Source organism: Vibrio sp. 1727 (genome assembly GCF_033344415.1).
GTDB lineage: Bacteria > Pseudomonadota > Gammaproteobacteria > Enterobacterales > Vibrionaceae > Vibrio > Vibrio alginolyticus.
This window is the reverse complement of record NZ_JAWPOT010000002.1, coordinates 311009-332764: the sequence shown is the minus strand read 5'-3', so window position 1 is coordinate 332764 and position 21756 is coordinate 311009. Positions and strand designations below refer to the sequence as shown.

Annotated in this window: 25 protein-coding genes; 16 read left to right on the top strand and 9 right to left on the bottom strand. The window is 39.1% G+C overall.

Annotated elements, in window-relative coordinates; translation table 11 throughout:
* The first annotated feature begins 147 nt into the window (after window positions 1-147).
* The 3 genes from R8O10_RS03860 to R8O10_RS03850 are packed head-to-tail and all read left to right on the top strand — an operon-like array spanning window position 148 to window position 2518.
* Window positions 148-903, top strand: coding sequence for a 5-oxoprolinase subunit PxpA (locus R8O10_RS03860; RefSeq protein ID WP_053307689.1), 756 nt, complete (start codon window positions 148-150; stop codon window positions 901-903).
* On the top strand, window positions 903-1586 hold the full coding sequence (locus R8O10_RS03855; RefSeq protein ID WP_238967191.1) for a 5-oxoprolinase subunit B family protein: 684 nt from the start codon (window positions 903-905) through the stop codon (window positions 1584-1586). Before R8O10_RS03860 ends, R8O10_RS03855 begins: the two co-directional genes overlap by 1 nt.
* Window positions 1583-2518: a biotin-dependent carboxyltransferase family protein gene (locus tag R8O10_RS03850; RefSeq protein ID WP_318191113.1), complete on the top strand. Its 936-nt coding sequence runs from the start codon at window positions 1583-1585 to the stop codon at window positions 2516-2518. Before R8O10_RS03855 ends, R8O10_RS03850 begins: the two co-directional genes overlap by 4 nt.
* A gap of 28 nt (window positions 2519-2546) precedes the next feature.
* On the opposite strand, the gene R8O10_RS03845 is transcribed toward R8O10_RS03850, so the two are convergent.
* A complete protein-coding gene (locus tag R8O10_RS03845) occupies window positions 2547-3986 on the bottom strand; it encodes an FAD-dependent oxidoreductase (protein WP_005376318.1) in 1440 nt (479 codons plus the stop codon).
* 515 nt (window positions 3987-4501) lie between these two features.
* Between R8O10_RS03845 and R8O10_RS03840 the strand changes: the two genes are divergently transcribed.
* Window positions 4502-6133, top strand: coding sequence for a tyrosine-type recombinase/integrase (locus R8O10_RS03840; protein ID WP_318191112.1), 1632 nt, complete (start codon window positions 4502-4504; stop codon window positions 6131-6133).
* 25 nt (window positions 6134-6158) lie between these two features.
* On the opposite strand, the gene R8O10_RS03835 is transcribed toward R8O10_RS03840, so the two are convergent.
* From R8O10_RS03835 to R8O10_RS03800, 8 genes are all read right to left on the bottom strand, one after another.
* The gene (locus R8O10_RS03835; protein WP_140086107.1) at window positions 6159-6413 is read right to left on the bottom strand and encodes a hypothetical protein; all 255 of its coding nucleotides are present in this window, start codon (window positions 6411-6413) and stop codon (window positions 6159-6161) included.
* A gap of 187 nt (window positions 6414-6600) precedes the next feature.
* Entirely contained in the window at window positions 6601-6819 is a 219-nt protein-coding gene (locus R8O10_RS03830) for a hypothetical protein (RefSeq protein ID WP_318191111.1), read from the bottom strand.
* 29 nt (window positions 6820-6848) lie between these two features.
* Window positions 6849-7319, bottom strand: coding sequence for a hypothetical protein (locus R8O10_RS03825; RefSeq protein ID WP_140101673.1), 471 nt, complete (start codon window positions 7317-7319; stop codon window positions 6849-6851).
* An 11-nt stretch (window positions 7320-7330) separates the two neighbouring features.
* Window positions 7331-8281: a hypothetical protein gene (locus R8O10_RS03820; protein WP_193291473.1), complete on the bottom strand. Its 951-nt coding sequence runs from the start codon at window positions 8279-8281 to the stop codon at window positions 7331-7333.
* Between the two features lie 137 nt (window positions 8282-8418).
* Window positions 8419-8790 (bottom strand): hypothetical protein, encoded by a 372-nt coding sequence (locus R8O10_RS03815; protein ID WP_318191110.1) that lies wholly within the window; start codon window positions 8788-8790, stop codon window positions 8419-8421.
* Between the two features lie 14 nt (window positions 8791-8804).
* Window positions 8805-9158 carry a hypothetical protein gene (locus tag R8O10_RS03810; RefSeq protein ID WP_046876105.1) on the bottom strand — a complete coding sequence of 118 codons (354 nt, stop codon included), beginning with the start codon at window positions 9156-9158 and terminating at the stop codon, window positions 8805-8807.
* 18 nt (window positions 9159-9176) lie between these two features.
* Window positions 9177-9461 (bottom strand): hypothetical protein, encoded by a 285-nt coding sequence (locus R8O10_RS03805; RefSeq protein ID WP_169628653.1) that lies wholly within the window; start codon window positions 9459-9461, stop codon window positions 9177-9179.
* A gap of 1335 nt (window positions 9462-10796) precedes the next feature.
* Entirely contained in the window at window positions 10797-11267 is a 471-nt protein-coding gene (locus R8O10_RS03800; RefSeq protein ID WP_193237678.1) for a hypothetical protein, read from the bottom strand.
* Between the two features lie 1681 nt (window positions 11268-12948).
* Here R8O10_RS03800 and R8O10_RS03795 point away from each other — a divergent pair.
* The 12 genes from R8O10_RS03795 to R8O10_RS03740 all read left to right on the top strand — a co-directional run bounded on the left by R8O10_RS03795 (window position 12949) and on the right by R8O10_RS03740 (window position 21753).
* On the top strand, window positions 12949-13155 hold the full coding sequence (locus R8O10_RS03795; protein WP_225495908.1) for a hypothetical protein: 207 nt from the start codon (window positions 12949-12951) through the stop codon (window positions 13153-13155).
* The gene (locus tag R8O10_RS03790; protein ID WP_176721303.1) at window positions 13149-13304 is read left to right on the top strand and encodes a hypothetical protein; all 156 of its coding nucleotides are present in this window, start codon (window positions 13149-13151) and stop codon (window positions 13302-13304) included. Before R8O10_RS03795 ends, R8O10_RS03790 begins: the two co-directional genes overlap by 7 nt.
* Before the next feature lie 14 nt (window positions 13305-13318).
* On the top strand, window positions 13319-13492 hold the full coding sequence (locus R8O10_RS03785; RefSeq protein ID WP_225495916.1) for a hypothetical protein: 174 nt from the start codon (window positions 13319-13321) through the stop codon (window positions 13490-13492).
* Window positions 13476-14627, top strand: a complete 1152-nt coding sequence (locus R8O10_RS03780) for a DUF6945 domain-containing protein (protein WP_225495918.1) — start codon at window positions 13476-13478, stop codon at window positions 14625-14627. The genes R8O10_RS03785 and R8O10_RS03780 overlap by 17 nt, the downstream gene beginning before the upstream one ends.
* Before the next feature lie 162 nt (window positions 14628-14789).
* Window positions 14790-15218, top strand: a complete 429-nt coding sequence (locus R8O10_RS03775; protein WP_153645747.1) for a hypothetical protein — start codon at window positions 14790-14792, stop codon at window positions 15216-15218.
* A 227-nt stretch (window positions 15219-15445) separates the two neighbouring features.
* Entirely contained in the window at window positions 15446-16033 is a 588-nt protein-coding gene (locus R8O10_RS03770) for a hypothetical protein (protein ID WP_193237674.1), read from the top strand.
* A gap of 364 nt (window positions 16034-16397) precedes the next feature.
* Window positions 16398-16595: a hypothetical protein gene (locus R8O10_RS03765; protein ID WP_153645745.1), complete on the top strand. Its 198-nt coding sequence runs from the start codon at window positions 16398-16400 to the stop codon at window positions 16593-16595.
* Window positions 16596-16645: 50 nt separating this feature from the next.
* Window positions 16646-17155, top strand: a complete 510-nt coding sequence (locus tag R8O10_RS03760; protein WP_153645744.1) for a hypothetical protein — start codon at window positions 16646-16648, stop codon at window positions 17153-17155.
* Between the two features lie 17 nt (window positions 17156-17172).
* Window positions 17173-18243 carry a S49 family peptidase gene (locus R8O10_RS03755; protein ID WP_153645743.1) on the top strand — a complete coding sequence of 357 codons (1071 nt, stop codon included), beginning with the start codon at window positions 17173-17175 and terminating at the stop codon, window positions 18241-18243.
* 84 nt (window positions 18244-18327) lie between these two features.
* On the top strand, window positions 18328-19170 hold the full coding sequence (locus R8O10_RS03750) for a hypothetical protein (RefSeq protein WP_225495920.1): 843 nt from the start codon (window positions 18328-18330) through the stop codon (window positions 19168-19170).
* Between the two features lie 214 nt (window positions 19171-19384).
* Window positions 19385-19999 carry a phage baseplate protein gene (locus R8O10_RS03745; RefSeq protein WP_153645741.1) on the top strand — a complete coding sequence of 205 codons (615 nt, stop codon included), beginning with the start codon at window positions 19385-19387 and terminating at the stop codon, window positions 19997-19999.
* 5 nt (window positions 20000-20004) lie between these two features.
* Window positions 20005-21753: a hypothetical protein gene (locus R8O10_RS03740; RefSeq protein WP_225495922.1), complete on the top strand. Its 1749-nt coding sequence runs from the start codon at window positions 20005-20007 to the stop codon at window positions 21751-21753.
* The last annotated feature ends 3 nt before the right edge of the window (window positions 21754-21756 follow it).

Genomic DNA, 21756 nt, shown 5'->3' with positions numbered 1-21756 from the left:
GCAACATCTTTATGGACTAACGTGATCTTTTTCGTCACCTATCTGCTCAAAAAGCCTCGTTTTCATGATAGAAGAATGAAGTGAGTCACTGAACCTAGATGCATTTTCCTGCATCGTAAACCCATTGCTTGTGTAGAAATAAAACGTATGACATTGAATAAACAGCAACTTACATTGAACTGTGATATGGGCGAGAGCTTTGGCTCTTGGAGTATGGGCGCAGATGAAGAAGTGATGCCCCATGTTGATATGGCGAACATCGCGTGTGGTTTTCATGCCTCCGACCCTAATGTCATGCACGACACTATCACCCTAGCGAATGACAACGATGTTGATATTGGCGCACACCCAGGTTACGCCGACCTACAAGGCTTTGGCAGACGAAGCATAAGCATGACGGGTGATGAAATTACGAACATGGTTATATATCAGGTTGGTGCTTTACAAGCATTATGCCGAGCGCAATACACAGACATCAGTTACATAAAGCCTCATGGTGCTCTATACAACGACATGATGAAAAGTGATGCGATATTTAGAGCGGTAGTAAAGGCGGCAGCACTGTTCAAAGTACCGTTAATGATCCTAGCTTCACAGGAAAACGAAAAATACTTAGAAATCGCAGACGATTATGATGTTCCCTTGCTATTTGAAGCATTTGCAGATCGTTTATACCAAGATGACGGCTTACTGACTCCTAGAACACAGCCCAATGCCGTGTTAAAAAGCGAGCACGCGATACTTGAGCAAGTCCGGACCTTAGCTGACTCTGGGCGTGTCAAAACCGCTTCAGGCGGTTACATATTATTGGAAGCCGACACAATTTGTGTTCATGGTGACAATGAAGAGTCGATCGCGCTGATCCAAAAGATCCGCCAAAGCCTATACGCTGGAGGAAATTAATGCATAAAGAGAAATTTAATATCTCTTTGATCTCCGAGTGCAGTATTTTCATTAAGTTTGATGAGAGTATTTCTGAAAATGCAGTCGGAGAGCTTGCTCGCAGCATAAGAGAAACTTTCGCTTCAATTGTTATGAACGTTGTCCCCTCCTATCAAACTATTCTCATTGATTACTTACCTTTTCGAATCAACGAAAAGAACTTAGTCAATGAGCTGCAACAAATCGTGAGCCAGTTTGATACTCAATCACTTAAGCTTTCCCAGCCGAATCACATTACTATCCCTGTATATTACTCTGAAGAAACCGCGTTAGATCTATCTCGTTTTAAAAAGCGAGGTCTGTCATTAGACGATCTTATTACCCTGCATACGAAAACCGAGTACGCGGTTTCTGCAATTGGATTTGCTCCAGGCTTTGCATTTCTCTCTGACGTTGATACTCAATTGCACATGGCAAGGCTTGCCACACCAAGAACTCAAGTGCCGGCCGGAAGTGTAGGAATCGCAGACTCTAAAACGGCCGTCTATCCATCAGATAGTCCTGGCGGATGGAACATTATTGGTAAAAGCCCGCTTGCGCTCTTCTCCGACTCTCCTCCTTTTATACCGTTTGAAGTGGGTGACAAGGTCACCTTTAATGCTATTTCAAAACAAGAGTTTATCGATTTAGGAGGCGTACTATGAGTTACGGTGGATTACTGGTGGAAAAGCCAGGACCGCTCTCTTTAGTTCAAGACTTTGGTCGTTTTGGCTTAGCGCATTTCGGTGTGACTCAAGGTGGGCCGGTCGACGACTATGCTTACAGCTGGGCCAACCATTTGCTTGGTAACGTAGTCAATTGTGTTGCGATTGAAATTACTTTGGGTAACGCTTGTTTTATTGCCTTGCATAACTGCCACCTTGCTATATGTGGCGGTGATTTAAATGCAAAAATAGATGGTGAACCTATTTCAAATTGGTCCGACTTTACGTTGAAAAAAGGACAGAAGCTTCAGTTCGGAGTCGCAAGAAATGGACTCCGCTCCTACTTGGCGGTTAAAGGTGGATTTAATGTTGCTCAGCACTTAGGAAGCGCATCGACCGTCTTGCGAGAATCTCTAGGTGGTTATGATTCAAATGGTGGCGCTTTGAAAGCTGGCGATATTCTTCCCTTTGTCCCTCATAACTTACCGAAACGTAAACCAAGGCAAATGACGTTTCGCTTTAAACCAGATTACAACTTACCCATTAAGCTGAGAGTGATTGAAGGCTATCAGAACGAGGACTTTGATGAAGACGCTCGCCAAGCATTTTACAACAAAGCATTCATCATCTCCCCCAATTCGAATCGCATGGGCTACCGTCTTGAGGGCAATAACATTCGTCCACCTTACGAAGGCGTCCTATCAGAGGGAATTGCATTAGGTTCAATTCAAGTACCTAGCGATGGTAACCCTATTGTGCTGCTCAACGATCACCAGACTATTGGCGGGTATCCTAAATTTGGCTGCGTAGCTCGTATTGACTTACCTAGACTGGCACAGGCGAAACCCGGACAAAAAGTCAATTTTGTGAAAGGAGATAGACTAGGCTTGCAAGAAGTATGGTGCCAATGGGCTCAGTTTTTTGGGTATTAATACAACCACTGAGCCCAAACACAGCCGATTATGCAGGCATACCATAACGCACTGCTAAAGCTTGTGGATAGCCTCGCTCTTGAGTGAGTTTAATCGCGTACTGCTCGACCTCTTGTTCAGACCACTTCACAGCGACCGGATGCTGTGTTTCCACATTTTGGTTAGGATCGATGTCAAACCAGAATTGAAGCATTTTTTGCGCTGCGAGTAGTGTCGATGACGCTTTTACCACCTCTATTCTCGCGTAGTGGTTATCTTCAAAAGTCACATCTGCCGCTCTGAGTACTGGATCTGTTCCGGGAATTTGCTGAGCGCCAAATAATGCTTTTCCTCCTTTTACAGCAGAGTGATAGTCGGGTATGAACTGTGCCATGTGTTTGATGGCGTTGTTCGTTCGCTCTTCTAACACTTCTTCTCTCCAGCCGTTACGGATCTTCGAGAGTAAAGGCATAGGCAGTTCAGGTTGAGCAGATGAGTTCGTGCTCTCCACTAAACCATCTTCAAACAGCGTGATTCCTTTTGTCATACCATGAAGTTGAAAGTAACCATCGCCATAAGGCGTCAATTGAGCCATTCCTTTATCGGTTCCACGCGGGCCATGAAAAATAACTTCTGGCCATTGTTGTTGACAGTCTGCCCACCTCGTAACGTAAGCGGCTTTAAACTCCACCAACCTGTCACGCTTGGCACCAACTGTGTTGTCAATTGAGCCTGTTTCAAAGCCACACGCGTTAACCAAGTAGTCGCATGTCATCAGGTAATCGATACCTTCACGTTCATAGCCAAGTTGCCAGTGTTCCCCCATCCAATCGGCTTGCTTAAACGTTGCTTGTGTGAAGACCGAAGCATTAGGAAGCGTATCTAGTGTTAAGTTGGCAATTGCGGCGAGGCGAAAAACACTCCAACCATATTCTTGAACTGCGACAACAGGATACTTTAGCGCTTCAAGATCAGCATGTTGAGCAAAAGGAATGCACCACTCATCGAAGTTTGTAGGATGACTTGGTTGAGTACGTTGCGCGAGAGCTTCTAGCTCCGCTTTTGAATACAGTTTGTAGTATTCACTTGGCTCGCCGAGCACTTTATTACTCTCATCTTTATCAACGAGCGTTTGATAAGCACTTTTCACAACCTCTAATCGCGGAATTAGTGTGGATGGGTCTCCACCATCGGAATGAGGAACCGCGATGATTGTCGGACGAATATTCAGTGAAAGCGGATACAGGCGAACAGTATCAATAGATTGTGCTAACAAGTCTAAGCATTGTTGCTCGGAAATCTCTCGATATAAATTACCACCAGCATGCAAATGACAAATGGGTGGACCATTTACTAGTGATACGCCCTTCTCTATTACGGAAACTTTAAAACCCAGCTCCGCAAAATGAATTGCTGCTGTTGCACCTGCTACACCGCCACCAACAACAGCGATATGCTTATCTTTATAACTTGGAAACTCAGACTTCATTGCTTCACTAAAAATTTTATAAGGAAAATTCTTTACTAACGGTGGATTCTACTCGTGTTTGGACTTGATTAAAATCACAAAAAGTTCATGGGTTTGCGAAATATCCAACAGCGCCTGTAAAGTGCATTAAAGTAGAAAAAATTTGCGAAAAAGTACTTGACGACATGGTTAAGAAGACACTTTTTTGTGTCTATGTGAATAAGAATTTCACTGTAAGACCCATGGCGCAAAGCCTGCAGAAACACCCCACTTTTTACCCCATTTAGTTATCCCAAAAGTTATCCACTGTTTTTGTGGATAACTAAAATAAAAGTGTCATGGAGTGTTCCAAACTTGATAACACTCGCTGCGATTAAGTGTTTACTGGCGTTAACAATCTTTTCAACAAACTCATCACTACAAGTGCCAACGTAACAAATGTTACAAGCGGTAAAGCTATCCACAATTCGGGGTTCTCAGATAAGTAAAACACGTGCTTTCCGGTAGGTTAGCATGATTATCTGGATGATATACACATGTCATACGTCTGGTCATACACGAATGGTTCAAATTACCTAATAAAAAGAGGAAGATTTTTTTACATTTCTATCCGTTGCGAAGGGAAAATTTTTAGGAAGTCACTTAAAACCGATATACTACCGATTGCTCAAGAGATGGTAGAAAATGTATTAATCGAAACAAGGAGAATTGGGAAAATGTCTGTAGAGCTACTGAAAGCTATTGTTGATGACCAGATAGAGATTGCGTTAGATGCTGTTACAGCCGTTCTATATCCCCGTTCAATTCAAGGTAAGGCAGCTATCAAAGCTCACTACAAGCAGACTATAGGCGCGACCTTACACAATATGCAGGTAGAAGATGCAGAAGGAATGGCAAGCGAAGATCTAAGCCAGCATTACAAACATGTGCCTACTTTTAGAGAATCACAGGTTGATAAGCTTCGCCGTCCTTCGAATTTACCTCAAGCAGATGAAAACGATTGTGGTTTAGAAGAACATTATGAACAGCCTACCCAAGAGTTAGGACTACTCGACACATATAAAAAATCGATTGCTAACGCTCTAGCCAATGATGACCTAGTTACGGCTCACAACAACCTAGCTGCTTTAAAACAAAGTTTTGAGATTGGTACAGCGTCACAAACTGAGTTAGTAGATTCCCCAACCACACCGACTTTCAAAGAAGCCTTAGATCAATATATTCATGATAAATCGAGCAACTTGTACATTAATAAAAACAAGCCTGTTAGTAAGAAAGCCTCAGATGAAAAGATTAACTATCTATCAGGTTTAATTCTGCACTTGTTGAAGGATAAACCAATCGGCGACATCAACGGTAAGGATATTGATAGAGCTTTCAGGTTGTATAGTCAGTTCCCTTTAACCAAACACAACCCTTGGAAGTCGATGACCCTTGAGGAGCGCATAGAAGCAGCAGAACAAGGTGATGTTCCAGAAGGTGAACGTGTAGGTAAAACACTAGCTAGGATTAAAACGGCTGTTAATTTGTTTTTTGACCACTTTTGGCGTTTGGCTGTGATAGATAACAATCCAGTGAAAGATATGCGCTTTAATGACTTTGTTGGAGGTGGTGAACGTGGTTCATTTACAAAAGCTCAGTTGAATGACTTTCAAACCTTTGCAACGAATAATGATTTAGATGGTTTCAAAGTAGCGATCCTTCTTCAAATGTATAGTGGGATGAGGAATAGTGAAATCTCTAACATTCAACCAGAAGATATTAAGACTGAGCAAGGTGTTGATTACATACATGTAAGAGGAACTAAAACCATCAATGCTGAGCGTTACATCCCTATTCACTCTAAGCTAAAAGAGTTCGGTGTGGTCGACTATATTAAAGCAGGTGGTGAAATATACACCTCTCAAAGCATCACACAACGTTTTAATCGTTTGATGCAATCTCTCAGTATGTCTAAAGAAGATAGCAAAGGCTTACCACTAAGCTTTTACAGCTTTAGACATAACTTTGCTTCTGGTTTGGCTTCTGGTGGTGTTTCAGAGCTTCACATTGAATGGTTAATGGGTCACAGCCATACAGGAACAAAACAACGTTACATAGATAGAGGTGTTGAACACGTTCCATCATTAGCGGAGAGTATCAATTGCTTAAGCTATGAATTCATGTAGAACTACAGGCGGCCACGTTGCCGCCTTATTTACCTTTTAAGTTTGCACCTCGCAGCGTTTGCCAGTGTACAAAGTCATGTTCGTTAACTCTTACAAAGGGGTAAGGCGCAGCAAAATAGACTAACTGATTACAGCTAGTACAAAGGTGGGGGATCTGATTGTGTCTCGTTATCGGGTGGTCTTGCGATACACGATAAAAACCTTCACCACATTCACAACGGTATTCTACGAGCAATGCAGATTTTAACGGTCTGGTAAAATGGTTCTCTGTAAGCTTCATATTGACATCCTCACTTGCTCAAAATGCTAGAATACACTAATGCTGTATAAATACACAGTATTAGTCGAGATATTGAACTGGTAGCGGATCTTTATGAGAGTCTTAAGTATTTGCTGTACCGAACGTTTGTAAAATGAGTGAGGAGAGTTCCAGCTCTTAACCGATTATTGTTGCGTATAACTTTTTATTATAGGAAGTACTCTGGAAACTCTAATGTAAACCATTCAACCGATTTGCCATCGAACAGCTCTCTGATTTCGGCAATGTCATCTTTGTTGTGCAGGTAAAAGGAGATATCGATAGGAGTGCGTATATCAATAAATGGGTCACCAATCATTAACTCCCCAACCTCACCACTTTCAAGATCTTTTACTTGCTTACCTTCCGTTAGTATCAGCTTTGACATGTTTGTTCACTTTCTCTCTAAAACAATCGCTAGTTTACTTTCGATTGACTAACGACGATGTAAGTAATAACTATGACATGCATTAGGTTTACCACCACAAGAGATAGGATTACCTTCAACCACCACATTGAAATACCTACCAAAAGCATCATCAAACAAGCACCAAATGTAGCTAATAGGAAGATTATTGCTGCACCATACAAGTTGAAGAAAACAGACAAGTAACCGTTGTTTCTCCATTCACTAAATGTTGGATTTCTTGATACAGAAAGTAGATAAGCTCCAATCGCAGCTATAAACCCTGTCATAGTTATACTGAACGTTGTTACTATACCTAACATTGTGGGTATATTGGCAGGATTAATAGCTGGGAAAAATGGAGTACCTTTTATCCAAATAATGAAGTGGTAGATAGCGAGAATCATAGGAACACCTAGGAACGATAGTCCCCACACTCCTCTCTTCCACCATTTTTCTTCATTATCGGTTAGCATTTCCATCGATTAATACTCTAGTAAAAATTTTTATTCTTAAGGTTAACCCATTTGGGACAAGGCGCAGATGTTTTTAGCTTGGAACTGTATTTGCTAAACTCTTGATTTGCCAATGTATTAACTTGACCATTTGCATAACTTTTATCTTGAATCTGAGTTTCAATAGTATTGCCAGATTTGGGATAAAGAATATCATATAGAATCATCGTCTTATCTAGTAAGATGTCCTTAATTGTTTCTTGGGCTGAGTGAGCCTTGCCTCTCAAATATACCTCTGCGAAATCACTGTTATTAGTATCGTTTTTGATGATCTCCAGCAGTGGATCTATTTGCGTTTTGATGTCAGCCCTACTATGAGCTTTACGCTTAACTTTTATCTCAATCTCTAAGTTGTCTGTATTACTTGTCGCATTTAAAAACGAAGCTAACTTACTGAATTGATTTGAGTCATCCCTCATTAACACTTTTGCTTCCGAAACTAAATTGATGTTCTTAACATTGTTCTTAGCTACGCCAGAGTTAATAGGCTTTAGTTCTAACGTGTATTCTGGTGTTTGTAGAAGACCATTGAGAACTTGATTCAAATAGTACTCTACATCTTCTTCTGTAGCCCCACCATGAGATGAGGCAATACCAATAACTGGTAGTTGGTCATCAAGGTGGACGTAAGTTACCTTTTCTAAACTGGCAGTGCCAATAATAGATTGTAAATCTTCAACAGTACCTGATGCTCTATCAAGCTTCCGATAGTTGTGTAATTGAGTTGGGGTCATCAAGTAGTAGACAGATAAGTAGGTAGCTGCCTTTGCAAAGTACAGCTTTCTAGAAGTTTTCTGATGAGTTTTCTCTAGAACAGCTTGTTGTTTCTGATAGGAGCAGTAAAAGTCGATAATGTCCTTCACACAAATCATGCAAGTGGTGCCTGATGATTTGAACTTGATCGTATAGGTATAGTAATTAAGCTTCATTGTGTATTTTGTTTGTGAAATTTGTTTCACTTAGTATACAAAACTTATTGCTTAATAGTATTGAAGTGGTTCAAAAACAACAGATGAACTTTTTCTGAAGCAGTGAATAGTTCCTTCAGCAATCACCAAGTATATGATCAATTACTCTGTCCAAATCCCATTATGATCTCACAACCAACAACCTTTTCTTTGTTGTAGAGCTTCACAGCATCATTGAACGCTTGTGTGAGTTCTTCTTGTGTTGGTGGCGAAAAAGGTAAGCCTGTATTTTCAACAAATTGCTGTAGTACAAAAATCAAATGATTGAACCCACCAGTTTTTAGAACGCTAAACAGTGTTTCATGCTCAGTCAGAAGAAATCCAAACAAAGCTTCTGAAGTATCGGTAGAGGTTAGGCTGATTAATGGACAGTATACCCCTTTCTCTTGGATCTCTTCTTCACTGTAACCAAGGTGTGTTAAGTATCTGTATAACAGTGAGATGTGCTCACCAATAAATCGAATTTGCATAGTACACCTCTCGATTAAAGTTTAGGGAGAAGAGAAGATTTACTATCTTTTGGTGCTGTCTTTTCTGCTTCTTTGACAGCTTCAAGAGCTAAGACAATCTGCTCACTGTCTTTGATAGATTTTTCTAAATCTGTAACCAGTGATAAGGCCATTTGAACCGCTTTCAATTGGACTCCTGAAATATCCTTGTTCTTACCTGTGGCGGCGTCGAGGATAACCTTTGTGAGCTTTGGGAATGCTTTCGTGAGATCACCTAAGCTTTTATTTTTCTGCGTAATCAGGTCTAGGATTTGATCTAGTTGCTGGTCAAGAATTCGCTGGTTTGTATTTTTTGGTTGAACTGGGATGTTCACTGTTACGGCTGACATTGTGTTGTTTCCTTATTTTTATAGGAGGTTGGCTTTTGTGTATAGTTCATGAGCTTCGAGTTTTAGTAACTTCACTGTGTCTTTGAATCGACTAGAAATTTTATAAACGGTTGTTAGTGTCGGGGATGAGTTGTGTACGGCTGGCTGAAGCTTTACCACTTGCTTAGGAGTTAGGTTCAAACCTAATAACCAGACTGTGATTACCGTACTCTCTGCGATCCTTGGTGTATCACCTATCAATGAGAACGTAAGAGTTCTTAAATCTGATTGAATTAATTCTGCAAGGCGTTGTTTTGCTGTCATTGGGATACCTTGATGTGTTGAAATATCGTGTAAAAAGGTGTGCTGCTTACTTTTGTCCAAATACGCCAACATTTAACATAATTTACTTGTATTTCAGTATCTTATGAAAGTTCTTGGTGTGCTGCTTAAAATTGGGGTATTTGGACTAGTTCGGGAAGGATGGAAATATTTCTATATGTCTAATTATACCATAAACAACATATTTATTCTTAAAAATACGCATATTTATGAAATTAAATTTGACACATAAGCATTTAAAATATTGGCTCTGGTGTAGATATGGCAAAATATCTAAATGGATAGATAAGGTAATGCTGGCAAGGTTTGGAAATTCAAAATTGAGAGATCGACTCACTGAGCACGGCACACACCCCCAGATGTGAAAATCGTAGAAATGTAGAAATATTTATGCACCTTACCTGCATACAGAAGACACTCTATTCAAACACCCCACTCTATGTACGTCCGTACAAGCACACACAGCCGCTTTAGGACAACTCGATGCAAGTGCATTCTTCACACAATTAACCTTCTCTCAGAAGCGTACATAAGCTTTAAACACTACCCTTTGCAACGATGTTGCAGCTACAATACATTGTCACGGTGTGACCAACATAATTTCATTAAACAATACAAAAATGATTATGTGCGCACCAAACCACAATCATACACCAAGCCTTATACAGTAAGGGATTCGAGCGTTTTATTACCGTAATAATAACATTTCAAGTGCGCGATAGATCCATTATGTTAAATTAGGCTGTTCTAATATTTATGAATTGAGGTTGAATGGTGTATTTTCGATAGTTTTCTATCTTTAAAGTTGGGAGTTTTGAACAAGAAAAGTTTGAAATTATTTGCACTATATTGGGGCATTGCAAAAACAGGTAGCTTTGTATAGATACCTCACCAACATCGTATATAAAGATAAATTAGAATTTACTAATGCACTGTTCATTATCTCCCTCCCTCTAAGCACATCCTAATCAACATCAATACAATCACACCAATTCACCGCTAAAACGCTTGTCTGAGCCGCATAGAAGCATTTGCTCACCAATTACCCCACACTCACACATCCAGTGCACAAATCGACTTAATATCAGAGTATTTGCATTTATATTGCACAAATGGGTTATATGCATTTCTTGAATTATTATTCAGCATCGAATGTTGCATTTTTGGTAAACTGATTACCATTTATGAAAAGTTTTAATCTGTGGGGTAAGAATGGATAGAGAGGTTTGTTTAGCAAGTAATAAGAAACCTATCGTTAATAGGTGTATTGCTTAATTTCACTAGTAATGACCTCTTTATCATCCACTATCGACTACTTTACAGAACCAACAACGGGTCAAGAATACGCCTAGTTACTGCACTTACATCGGCACAATCTCGGATAGATTTTACTTTTAAGGCTTCTTGATAATGTGGAAATACATGATCGTAAAAGTCATCTAAAGATGGTGCATTATTCAAATCTGTAATAACCCCATTATAAACTACGGTTTTCATCTGCTTATAAGTTTCATCCCAGTTTTTACTTCTATCACTTAGATTAGAATTAGCGATAATACTAAAAGCAGTTTCTGCGTTTTCTAGATAACTCCGATCTTCAATCGGTGAGCCGATATCATTTGAATATCTGCTGATAGCAGCACATGTCAGGTTAGACGCTGTTACTCCCAAGAGCACTTGGTTTTGTTCTTCCGTTAATTCTAAGCTAGGGATAGATACCGATTCATAGTCACCACAGCCTGATATTGCTATTACCAACAACGTTGTAACGTATTTTCTTTTCATCATAAGCCTCATCTATTAATCTGTGCATCTTACGGCACCGTGGGGATCTTTCTTACAGATTGATCCGTCCGACCCCCTCAAGTTTCCGTGAGCATCTTCTCGCCACGTATTACCCTTGTTATCTCTAATGATTCCGTTTACATCAGTCTTATATATTGAGCCGTCTGAGCCTCGTATAGCTCCATGAGCGTCAACCTTATACGTTGTTCCGTCCGATGATCTAACAGTGCCTTGCGTGTCCGTCCTGTACCTTGTCTCTACCCCATTGGAGTCCTTACAACGTGTTATTCCTATCGCATCGGTTTTACAGATGCTTTCTGCTTGTCCAGTAGCCGTAAGTAAGCACATAGCAGCCAGCAATAAACGTTTCATGGTGATGTCTCAGCGTTGAACAGAGTTAAAAGTATCATGAGGTTAAGTATAGCAATGTGTTGGATTACGACACTGCGAACTCTTTGAATAACACAAGATTTATGAAAGCAACACACAGCCCCTTTAGGGGTTAGATGAACACATCACACATGGAAAGTGAAATAGCTTGTCTATGAGCTTTACAGGTGGGTTGTATCGTGAATCTTACATACACATAGATAGCGGAGCTATAAAACACATTCACTATCACGAAGTGATAAACACACAACATGTGTAAGCGGAGCTTAAAGACAACACAGGGTTTCTTTTCTTAGTGAACACAGTGAACATAGAAAACACATAAGCGTAGCGTTGAGGACGAGGTTACGAGTCTCTTCTATATAACATATTAGTAAGCCCTTTAGGGCAGACGAACACAGTGAGTCTCTGATCTTACATATCTATATATTAATATTGTTAATACAAATATTACTGTGTTGGTTAGACGAACATGGTGAGTCTTGAGTGAGCACAGCGAACGAGATCTAACATATGGTGTTTAGGACGAATGTAATGAGTCTATGAACGTAGTGAAGATCTGACATATATTGGTTTGACGAGTTTACGAGTCTCTGATCTGACTTAGTATTATCTATATATAACATAGGTGACCTCTAGCGGGCAGTTTTGAGGTTAAGATTGCCTAAATTCAGGCACTTTTACTTATTGGTAGGATAAATCTGCCTGAAATCAGGCAAAGTTTAGATATGTAGAAATAAAAGATTGCCTAAATTTAGGCAGAAATACAGACTGGTTTCACAAGAGTGCAAAGTGTTGTTTCAGCTAAGAGGAAGATTAGGTAGATCACGACATTTCAAAATTAATTGAAAATAATTTCACCTTACCAAACATCATTCTATAAATAGCATTCTGTTAATCTCCTATATTTTTTATGAAAAGTCTGTGTTTGGACAGATAAAACCACTCCAATAAATTTAATATCTAACAGTTAAACGATTCCTAGTGATAAGCTCTAAAATTTGCAAAATAATCTAGTTCATGAGATTATTGAAACATCGCTATCACAAACAAAAACAGTAGTCAATGACAAATAACAAAAGTTCTTGACAAAGATCTCATATCTTGGTATGATTATTGTATAGTTTGAAATTAACCAATCAAATTACCCTGCTCTATCGGTCATCCTGACCACCTAGTTACACCTACTCCGTAAGGTGACATCACCACAATCTAACCTTTGCAACTGTGCCTTTACACGAAGGAATCACACAGGGGCAGTTTTCGTGTATCTGCTATATAAGGAAATCTTAAAATGAACGACATTATTAATAACATTCCCCAGCTCGATTGGGATTACATCCGATACCAACTAAAGCGACTTGAGCGAGATGAGATAAAGCGCACCGCTATTGTGAGAACATCATACCGCAACCCAGATGACCTGCTCTTGTGTATGCAAAATGACATCATTCTGGCTCTTTATTACCGTCAACAGAAACAGGAGACAACAGCATGCTAACACCAGAAGAAATCAGAGAGATTGAACTTGAATGCTACCTAGAAGAAGTGGAAGCCCTAGAGGGGCAGATTCCGTGGGAATGGTTATCTAAACGACCACAAGTTAAAGAGTTAGTAAAATCGTTAGGTCTACTACCGCAAACGCACTAATAGGAGTAACACTCGTGAAAATTCAACTCAAACACCCATACGACAAATTGGTTGGTGATTTGGCAGATCAGACAGGACTCAGCCCGACTCAATTAACAATCGAGCTAATGCAGCAATTACAACGTCAACTTTCTGAAACAAGTGCCCAAGTGGAGGCAAAGGAGAATACAAGTGGTAAGCGACTATAACAAGAATATTGGATTTGTTCAGATTGATGCTAGATATACGCTGGCAACTGGATTTAAGAATAAAAAGACAGGAGAGATCATTCCTTTTGATGGTGTGGACTTCAAGATCATTACCTTTATTACTCAACGTGAAGCCTACTTCAAGAACGTTAAACATTCTCCCTACTTCGAAAGCCTAGACAGGATTTGCACTGCTGTTACTGGTAGTTCATATCGTTCTAGTGGAAGTAACAGAGCACGTATAAAAAAGCTAATGCAGATTGGTTTACTTGATGTGGCAACAACTTCTAAAGGTTCGATTAAAAATGCTGGTAAGAAGTCAATCCGAAAGCTTGATAATGTGTTGAAAGATTACGATCTGGTAAACCCTGCCCTTTCTACTTTCGATACACCAGAAGCAACCGAGCAACGTAATGAGGCTAAAGCTGAACGATTAGAAGAACAGAAAAAACGAGAAGAAGACAGAAAGCAACCTTGTTACGGAACAGAATCATACTTCACCGAACACCCACACGTCGAATGTTATATGTTTGCTCTTACGGAACCAGATGGTTATGACGACGAAACAGATGCAAATTTCGGATTTGTCGATGATATAAACACTACAACTAACGATCCATGCCCTACTTACTATATGTGTGCTGCAGAGTTAGCAAGTTACAAACAGTGTTTAATGGTGGATGAAGAAACAGAAGAACGAGAGGACGCAGCAGTATATAGTTTTGTTCAGTCTAGTGATGGAAAGCCCGAACCAGTTAAACACATGGCACCTGTTGAAGCAGCAGAGGCAACAACAACGATTGTTGAAGCACCAACAGAAGTAACAGCACCGAAAGGTGACAAGTCCAAGCTGGTCAGCCTGATCGGAAACGTTGATGTTTCAGATATAGATGTTGAATCTAAAGGAGTTGGTTGGTTTGCTGCACCACTCGCCAGAAATGAACTTGATGTTGCAGATACAAAACGTTGGTTGAAAGTGTTGCATACACATTTCTGGGATGACTACTCACCAGATCAAACAATTGTAGAGGCAATACGTCAAAAGCTCACTTGTGATTGTTGTAAAGGTAAACTCGATAACTTCGGTTGGTGTCAAGACAGCAAGTGTCCAGAAAGCGACAGGCTACCGTTCTAAATGATAAAGCATCATCCCTTCCCTTTTAAACCCTCGTCAGTGCAACGCTGACAATTAGACCAAACGCTAGACCCACAACTAAAACAAACCTGATACATGCTTGAATGAAGCACAATGTAGGGCTACTTGTATGTATCACTCCAAACAAGAGGAAACAATGATATGAACACTAATGACACTTTTATTCTTTTAAAACCAGAAGAAGCGGAAACGCTGTTCATAACTCAAGATCGAGATATTGCCCTTGATATCTTAAAAAGCTCAACACCTGAATCATTAAGCTGGTGTGAACTCGAACTCAATGAAGAAGTTCAGGAGAGCATATACTTATACCTTGATGAATGGATCGATATGAACGATATCAAGATCCCATACAAAAGGATTGAACATGGTGGTTTTGCTTATGACCCAATTACAGTAGATGAGTTTGTTATTATCCTACGTGATTACCCCGATGCTGCAAGCAAACTGATTGAACTATCAGATTTAAGAAAATATCCGGTGTTGATGGAACAATTCTCACTATTGGCAACAGAACTTGAACGTGAAGTTTATGAAATCTATCAGAAATTCCCATTGAAAGATAAGTAACAGCAGCCCAATACAACCCTCTGTAACACCCTCAGAACCTATCTAAATAAAACCTAATATATTGCCCTATCTATACGTGCTGAAACGCTTGTAGACACACTCACGCACGTAATTTGGGGCAGAAATAACTATAAGGATAATAACGTGAAGAAATACCGAATCAAAGCAATCAGAAAGAGCCGTAAACGTTTTAACTTTTCATTATTGAACAAATAAGAGGTGAACTAATGGAAGACTTAAACAACAAATATGAACTTCTATACTCAAAACTCGAACCAGTTAAGCAAGAAAAGTTAAGAAATATTGTTGATCAATGGTTGCCTCAGTATAAGCAAGATTTAAATACAGTTTTGGAAGAACACCCAAACCTACACCTTGTACAGTCCCCAGTACTAGTGCCTGTTGGTGGAGGTGTTGCAGTGAGTAAGATGCGCTTTCAAACCTATCTCAAGAATTCAAAGACAGATACAATTTTTTTGTTAGATGTTGGTTTGTATTCATATAAAGAGAAAGGAGAAAAGGAGCGTGTACCATTTATTTTAAAATGGCTGGAACGAGCATTAACGCCACGAAAGAAGAAAAAAGAACCTAAGAACCTTGTTGAACGCTTCGAGTTAATGTTGAAATCCTTCGATAACGGCAGTGACTTGAAAAAGTGTCTTGATACCCTGCACGAATTAAACATAGTTTTACGTCCACACCTTAAAAATATAATGAAAGGTGTACGAGGTGCTCCTACCGTTTACGATTGGCGTTATAAATGCAATATATCAAAAGAAAAAATTAAGACTCTTATAAACAACCTAACAGAATAACTTTTCCTAGCACAACAAAAAGCAAAAGTATATATTATTTTCAAATTTATTATTGTATAAAAATCTATTATTTGGTATAATGGTTGCATAGAGTAAATAAAAAGACATAAGACTTCTTTTATATGTTACCTCTAGTGTTGCAATGCTTCTTCAAACATTCCTCATGTTTACTCAGCTTAATAGTAGTGACGGGCACCTCCTTTCCTTTAGCTATTGTTTTAAGTTGAGGTTTTGCAAGATTGAATTGTAATCAAAATGTTTACAATACTCTATATACCCCTATTCACCTCTCCAGTGAAATAAAAATAAGTTATACCCTTACCTAATTTAAATCAAACCTAATCAAATTAATGGAGACAAAACCATGCGAAAACGGCTTTTGTATAACTCTCCTGAAGCTTTACTCGATGAGCTTATTACAGGCAAACGAACAATCCAAAATACTTACATATTACGTTATCGAGCTTTAAACGTTTATGATGACTATGAGCAATTTCAGATCATAGACGAAGCTATAAAAATGTATCAAGCATCAAACAAAATAAAATTAATCGATTTCTAATCTATCCCCTACCAATAGCAGCAACACTATAATAATAAAAAGGAAGTAACATGAAGCTAAATGAGCTTATCGAACTGTACCCACATTTTACCAAACAACAATTAATTAGACTCCGCACCACTTTCAATAATATTAAATCTAGATGTAATAGTAAAAGTCATCATCATAAGCACTATCACCATGTTGATTTCAACTTTACAGCTTTAAATTCATTTATCGACTTCATTTTAAGTGAAAAAGAAAAAGGTCGAGATTATTTTCAGATTAAAGATCCTAATATTTGTCGAATCTTTGATCAAGGGGCGTATTCCCCGACCAATTGCATTATCCGGAGCAGAAAGGCCAATATTAGAGAAAGTTCTGGATATGAATTCAAGATTTACGACAGTCTGACTGGAAAGGTCGAGTATTTTAATAGTGTGAGGCTTTTCTATGAAATCAACAAGAATGTATTAGACATTTCACTCGCTACATTATATCGACGTATCAAAGATAATAAGATTATTAATGTAAACGATGGCGTAACATTTGGCTATATCAAAATTTCCTACATCAAATAACTATAACAAGGCATATCATGAATTACCTTTCAAAAGAAATCTTATCACGACCTCAATTAGCGAGTGTTGAACTTTTTACAACTGTTAGTGAGATTCTTGAAGATCGAGAACTTCGAAAGCAATTAGCCTCTGATAATAGCGGTTTTAAATCTACAAACACTTTGATTAATAAAATTGAATCATTACCTAACACGAAGGTTTTAAATGTAGAGGGTGCGTGTACTTACCGCAGCAATCCGTATCAAATGTTGTGTGGTGGGTGCAGTTATCAAGACCTTGTATCACAAATGGAAAGCTATGCAGCTAATGGAGTTAAAACCGTTGTCATGCTTGCCGATTCTGGCGGCGGTGAGGCTATGGGAGTGTTTCAAGCTGCAACCACAATCAAACGTATTGCCAAAGAGAATAATATTAAGCTCATTGGATACTGTGATGGAATGGCAGCCAGCGCTTGTTATGCACTTTTAGCGATTTGCGAGAGCATTTATACACATCCTATGGGTCAGCTTGGTTCTATTGGTGTAGTTGTTCAGCTTACTGATACATCAAAAGCTCTTGATATGGCGGGAATTAAAAGAATTTTCGTATCTGCAGGTGAGTCCAAAATTAGCGTGAATGAATCAGGGCACTTCAAAGATGAGTTTTTAGCAGACCTTCAGCAAAGCGTCGATGAACTTTATACAGATTTTATCAATCATGTAGCATCTAACCGCCCTATGTCAGCTAAACAAGTAAGAGATACGCAAGCTAAGGTTTTCTCTGCCAATAAATGTTTAGATATTGGCTTAGTCAATGGAATCAAAACACCAGATGAGTTTCTTCAGTTTTTGAAAAATTCAAAACTACATCAACCTGTTAATTCACAAACAAAAGCGTCTACATCAACCTCTAAACCAACTTCAAGTACTTTAACTGGCTATGAACGTGCTAAAGCCGTAGCACAAGCAAGTGTTAAGCCCGTAGTCAAGAGTGATGAGCCAGAACCAGAACTAACTTATGAGCAAGAAAAGTTAGAACACAAACTCAAACTTGAAGCAGCAGTTCGTAGAGCAGCGATGAAACGTAAACAAGAACAAGGTGGTTTGTAATATGGCAGAAGAAACCAAACTAGTTTTACAGAAACTCCGTACTCTCCAATCCCTAATTAAAAAACAAAATAAGGATAACAATAAATGAGCATTGCAACCGACACCTTACCAAATATCCAAACTGTTGAAGAACTTATCAAAGAATATTATCGCACTCAAGTGACTAAACCAGAACAAATTGATCAGGAACGTGTTGATAAGGTGGTTAATTTCAACCTAGCCTCTTATAACCTTCCTTTTATCAACACGTCCGCACCTAAAGCATTTAGTTCACGTAAAGATGAAATTACATACCTTTTAAGCGGTAGCAACCTTGTTAAAGAAAATAAACTGTGTGCATATCACCACGAATTTATCCGAGAAGGATTACAACAGCTTCTAGTGACTCATGATGAATTGTTGAAAGAAGGATATAAAACAGTCTCTAGTCAAGAACACAATTTATTCCATCAATTGAGTGTTAATAAGCTTATCATGAAGAAGCATGATTGCTTGATTAAGGAAGATATTAAAACTATCAAAGAACAAGTTGTATCTCTTATTAATGAACTTTATGAGATTGAACGTAAAGAAAAAATGGATGTTGTAAAAGCAACGAATTGGGCTCAAAACAAGCATTCTGAACAGCAAGCAGCTTATGATAAAGCTATTGCTGAATTAGCAGCTAGTGAAGCTAATAGCCTAAATGATATGTATGTTAATTTCTCACAATACTTTGATAGCATTGAGTCAAGAGATTATTGGTTCTTTGATGAGTTAAAAGATATGTGTGGAAACGCCTCAAACAAAGATATCGAAGAAGTTCTTACCCATTTAAATTTCATCCCTCTTCGTAAATATCTCGCTGATGATAAACAGCATAAACTTTGGGTGAAAGAAAGTGAAGCTGAAAATCTAGACTATAAGAGTATCCAATATAACAAATAAAATGATAACTGCCCCTTTTAACTAAGGGGTGGTTTATAAAAAGCCTATGGAATTTATACAACTACCTCCCCTCCTTCTGATCCTCATCCCTATTCTAATTATCAATACCCTATTTGGTAAACCAAAAGAGAAAGATCCTAAAGAGGATTATCGAACAGTATTGAAGAAGATAAAGAAGATTGTGGATGAAGAACTGAGAAAATAAGGAAGATTTATGATTACACCCACATATATTATGGATAACAACCTTGGAAGATTTTACGCCGATGCGTTTACTGAGGTGTTACCCAGTTATCAAGCTAATGCTACCAAATACCCAGTAAGCGATAAGAGCGTTATCACTTCAAATGTAGTTAAGAGCAACCCTACATTATCACTTACCTGTTACGTTGGTAAGAATCCCCTCTCAAATATAAATGGTAATTTGTTAAGTGTTGATGACAAACGCCCTTTGAATGCGCATGAAATTCTACTCAATTGGTTTAATAGAAGCACTAAATTAACGATAGTGAATGAATTTTATAACCTCAAAGATTACGTCATTGTTAAATACACCCCTAAACAAGTTGGGACAACAGATAGTATGGAATACCGTCTGATCTTAGAGCATGTCCGCAATGTCTCTTATGAACGAGGCTACTTATTAACGTTTGCAGATGAACAAAAGACACTCGATGCTCAACGAAAAACCAACAGCACTAATAGTGGCTTTAGTGGCAAGGTGAACGAATTACCTGACCTCTATAAAGACGGTTATGTGAGTTTGATGGGGCTAGAACAAAAATCGAACGAACAAGTGATTAAAGAATTTTTTAACAGAGAAGGTTAATAATTATGGCTCGACAACTCCATAAATTTACAAATACCGTTGCATGGAAATTAGATCGCCCCAGTTGGAACTCAGTATTAAAACAGTCCAAGCAGCTTGCAAGACAACTTGAGAAAGCTAACCCTGAAAATGTTCTTGGTGTTGGTGGTTCTCCTAGAGCTAGGCGACAACGACAACAAGATCAAGATTCTCACATAAAACATTATCGAAAATTACAGCTTGAACAAGAGAAATTCGAAGCTACCCAGAAGAAAGTGTTGCTACGATTTGCTCAATCCACAAGTACAATTCGTGATATGGGTGTTGCTGAGAAGAAAGTTTTACTGAACAAGCTCAAACAAGCTTCAAGCACAGAAGAATTGCTTCACCTTGAGAAACGATTGAAAAACCAAATCTCAGATCGCAACCGCCGCGAGAAACAAAGGACACGAGAACTTGCTAAACAGAGCGCACTTATAACCCATCAGCACAATGAACGCCGTAAGGCGGCAGCGTCATCACTCAAACGTGCTGGTATGGCAGCAGGTTTAACGGTTGGTAGTTTAGCCGCTTTAGGCGCACAGCAGAGTTTACAACGAGCTACCGAGCTGGACCAAGCCATTAAAAAGAGTGGTTTAGATGCTATCACGTTTCAAAATATTAGCGCCGCCTCAGAAAAGTTCGGTTTATCAATGGACAGCGTTTCAGACCAGTACAAAGACTTCGCAGACAAGCTCGGAGACTACCAACTAACAGGTGGAGGCGAATTCTCCGATGTGGCTGAGTGGTTGAAGAAGAACAATAAGATCTCCGAGGAGATGCTAAAAGAGCTAAAACCTCTCGAAGCAATGAAGTTGATTCAAGAAGAAGCTAAACGCCGTGGAACGGATATGAATAAGCTCACGTTCCTCATGGAAAGTTTCGGTAATGACGCAATCCTCCAGTTCAAAGCGATGGCTAATATTGAGGAAATTCGAGCACAACGAGAACGATTTAACCTCAACCTCACACAGCAAGATATTGAAACATTAGTAAAAGCACGTCAAAACATTTCGTTAATCGGGGAAGGGTTTGGTCGCCTAATGGATGAATTTCTTGTTGGGTTTGGTGGAGGTAATATCAACTCCATTATGACTGACTTAAAAGAATTACAGCCTACTTTCCGACAAATGGGTGAATCTGTAAGGTCTTTCGTTAACACAGCAGTTAAACATGGTGATGAGATTATCACGATTGGTAAAACAATTGCTTCAATTTGGGTCGGTTCGAAAATCTTCACTGTATTAAGCGGTGGCTTGAGTGTTGTAAATACATTAACAAATGCATTCAAAGGTTTGTTCAAGCTTATTAGCCGTGCAGCAAGTGCACTAGGTCTTGGTAGTGCAACAAGTGCAAGTGTTAAAGGTGGTGCAGCCGCACGAGCAGCAGGTGGAGCACGAGCAGCAGCAGGTATGGCAGCAAGAGCTAACCCTTGGTTAATGGGCGGATACGCTGTATATGAGGGCAGAAAAGGCGGCTTGTTAGATCCTGAAAACTTTTTTGGTAAAAATAAATATACCGAGTTCTTAAATACAAATATCTTCGATCTACTTGGTCGTGCTGGTAAAGAGATTAGTTCAATTCAAACACAACCTCAAAAAGTAGATGTAAATCTTCACGTTCGTTCTGATGTTGATAATTCTGGTAACATCATCCCTGTTGTTCGTGGTGAAATTGACCGCGCTGAGGATGATCGAATGGTGGCATTTTATAGCAACCTATCACCTTCAAACTAGAAT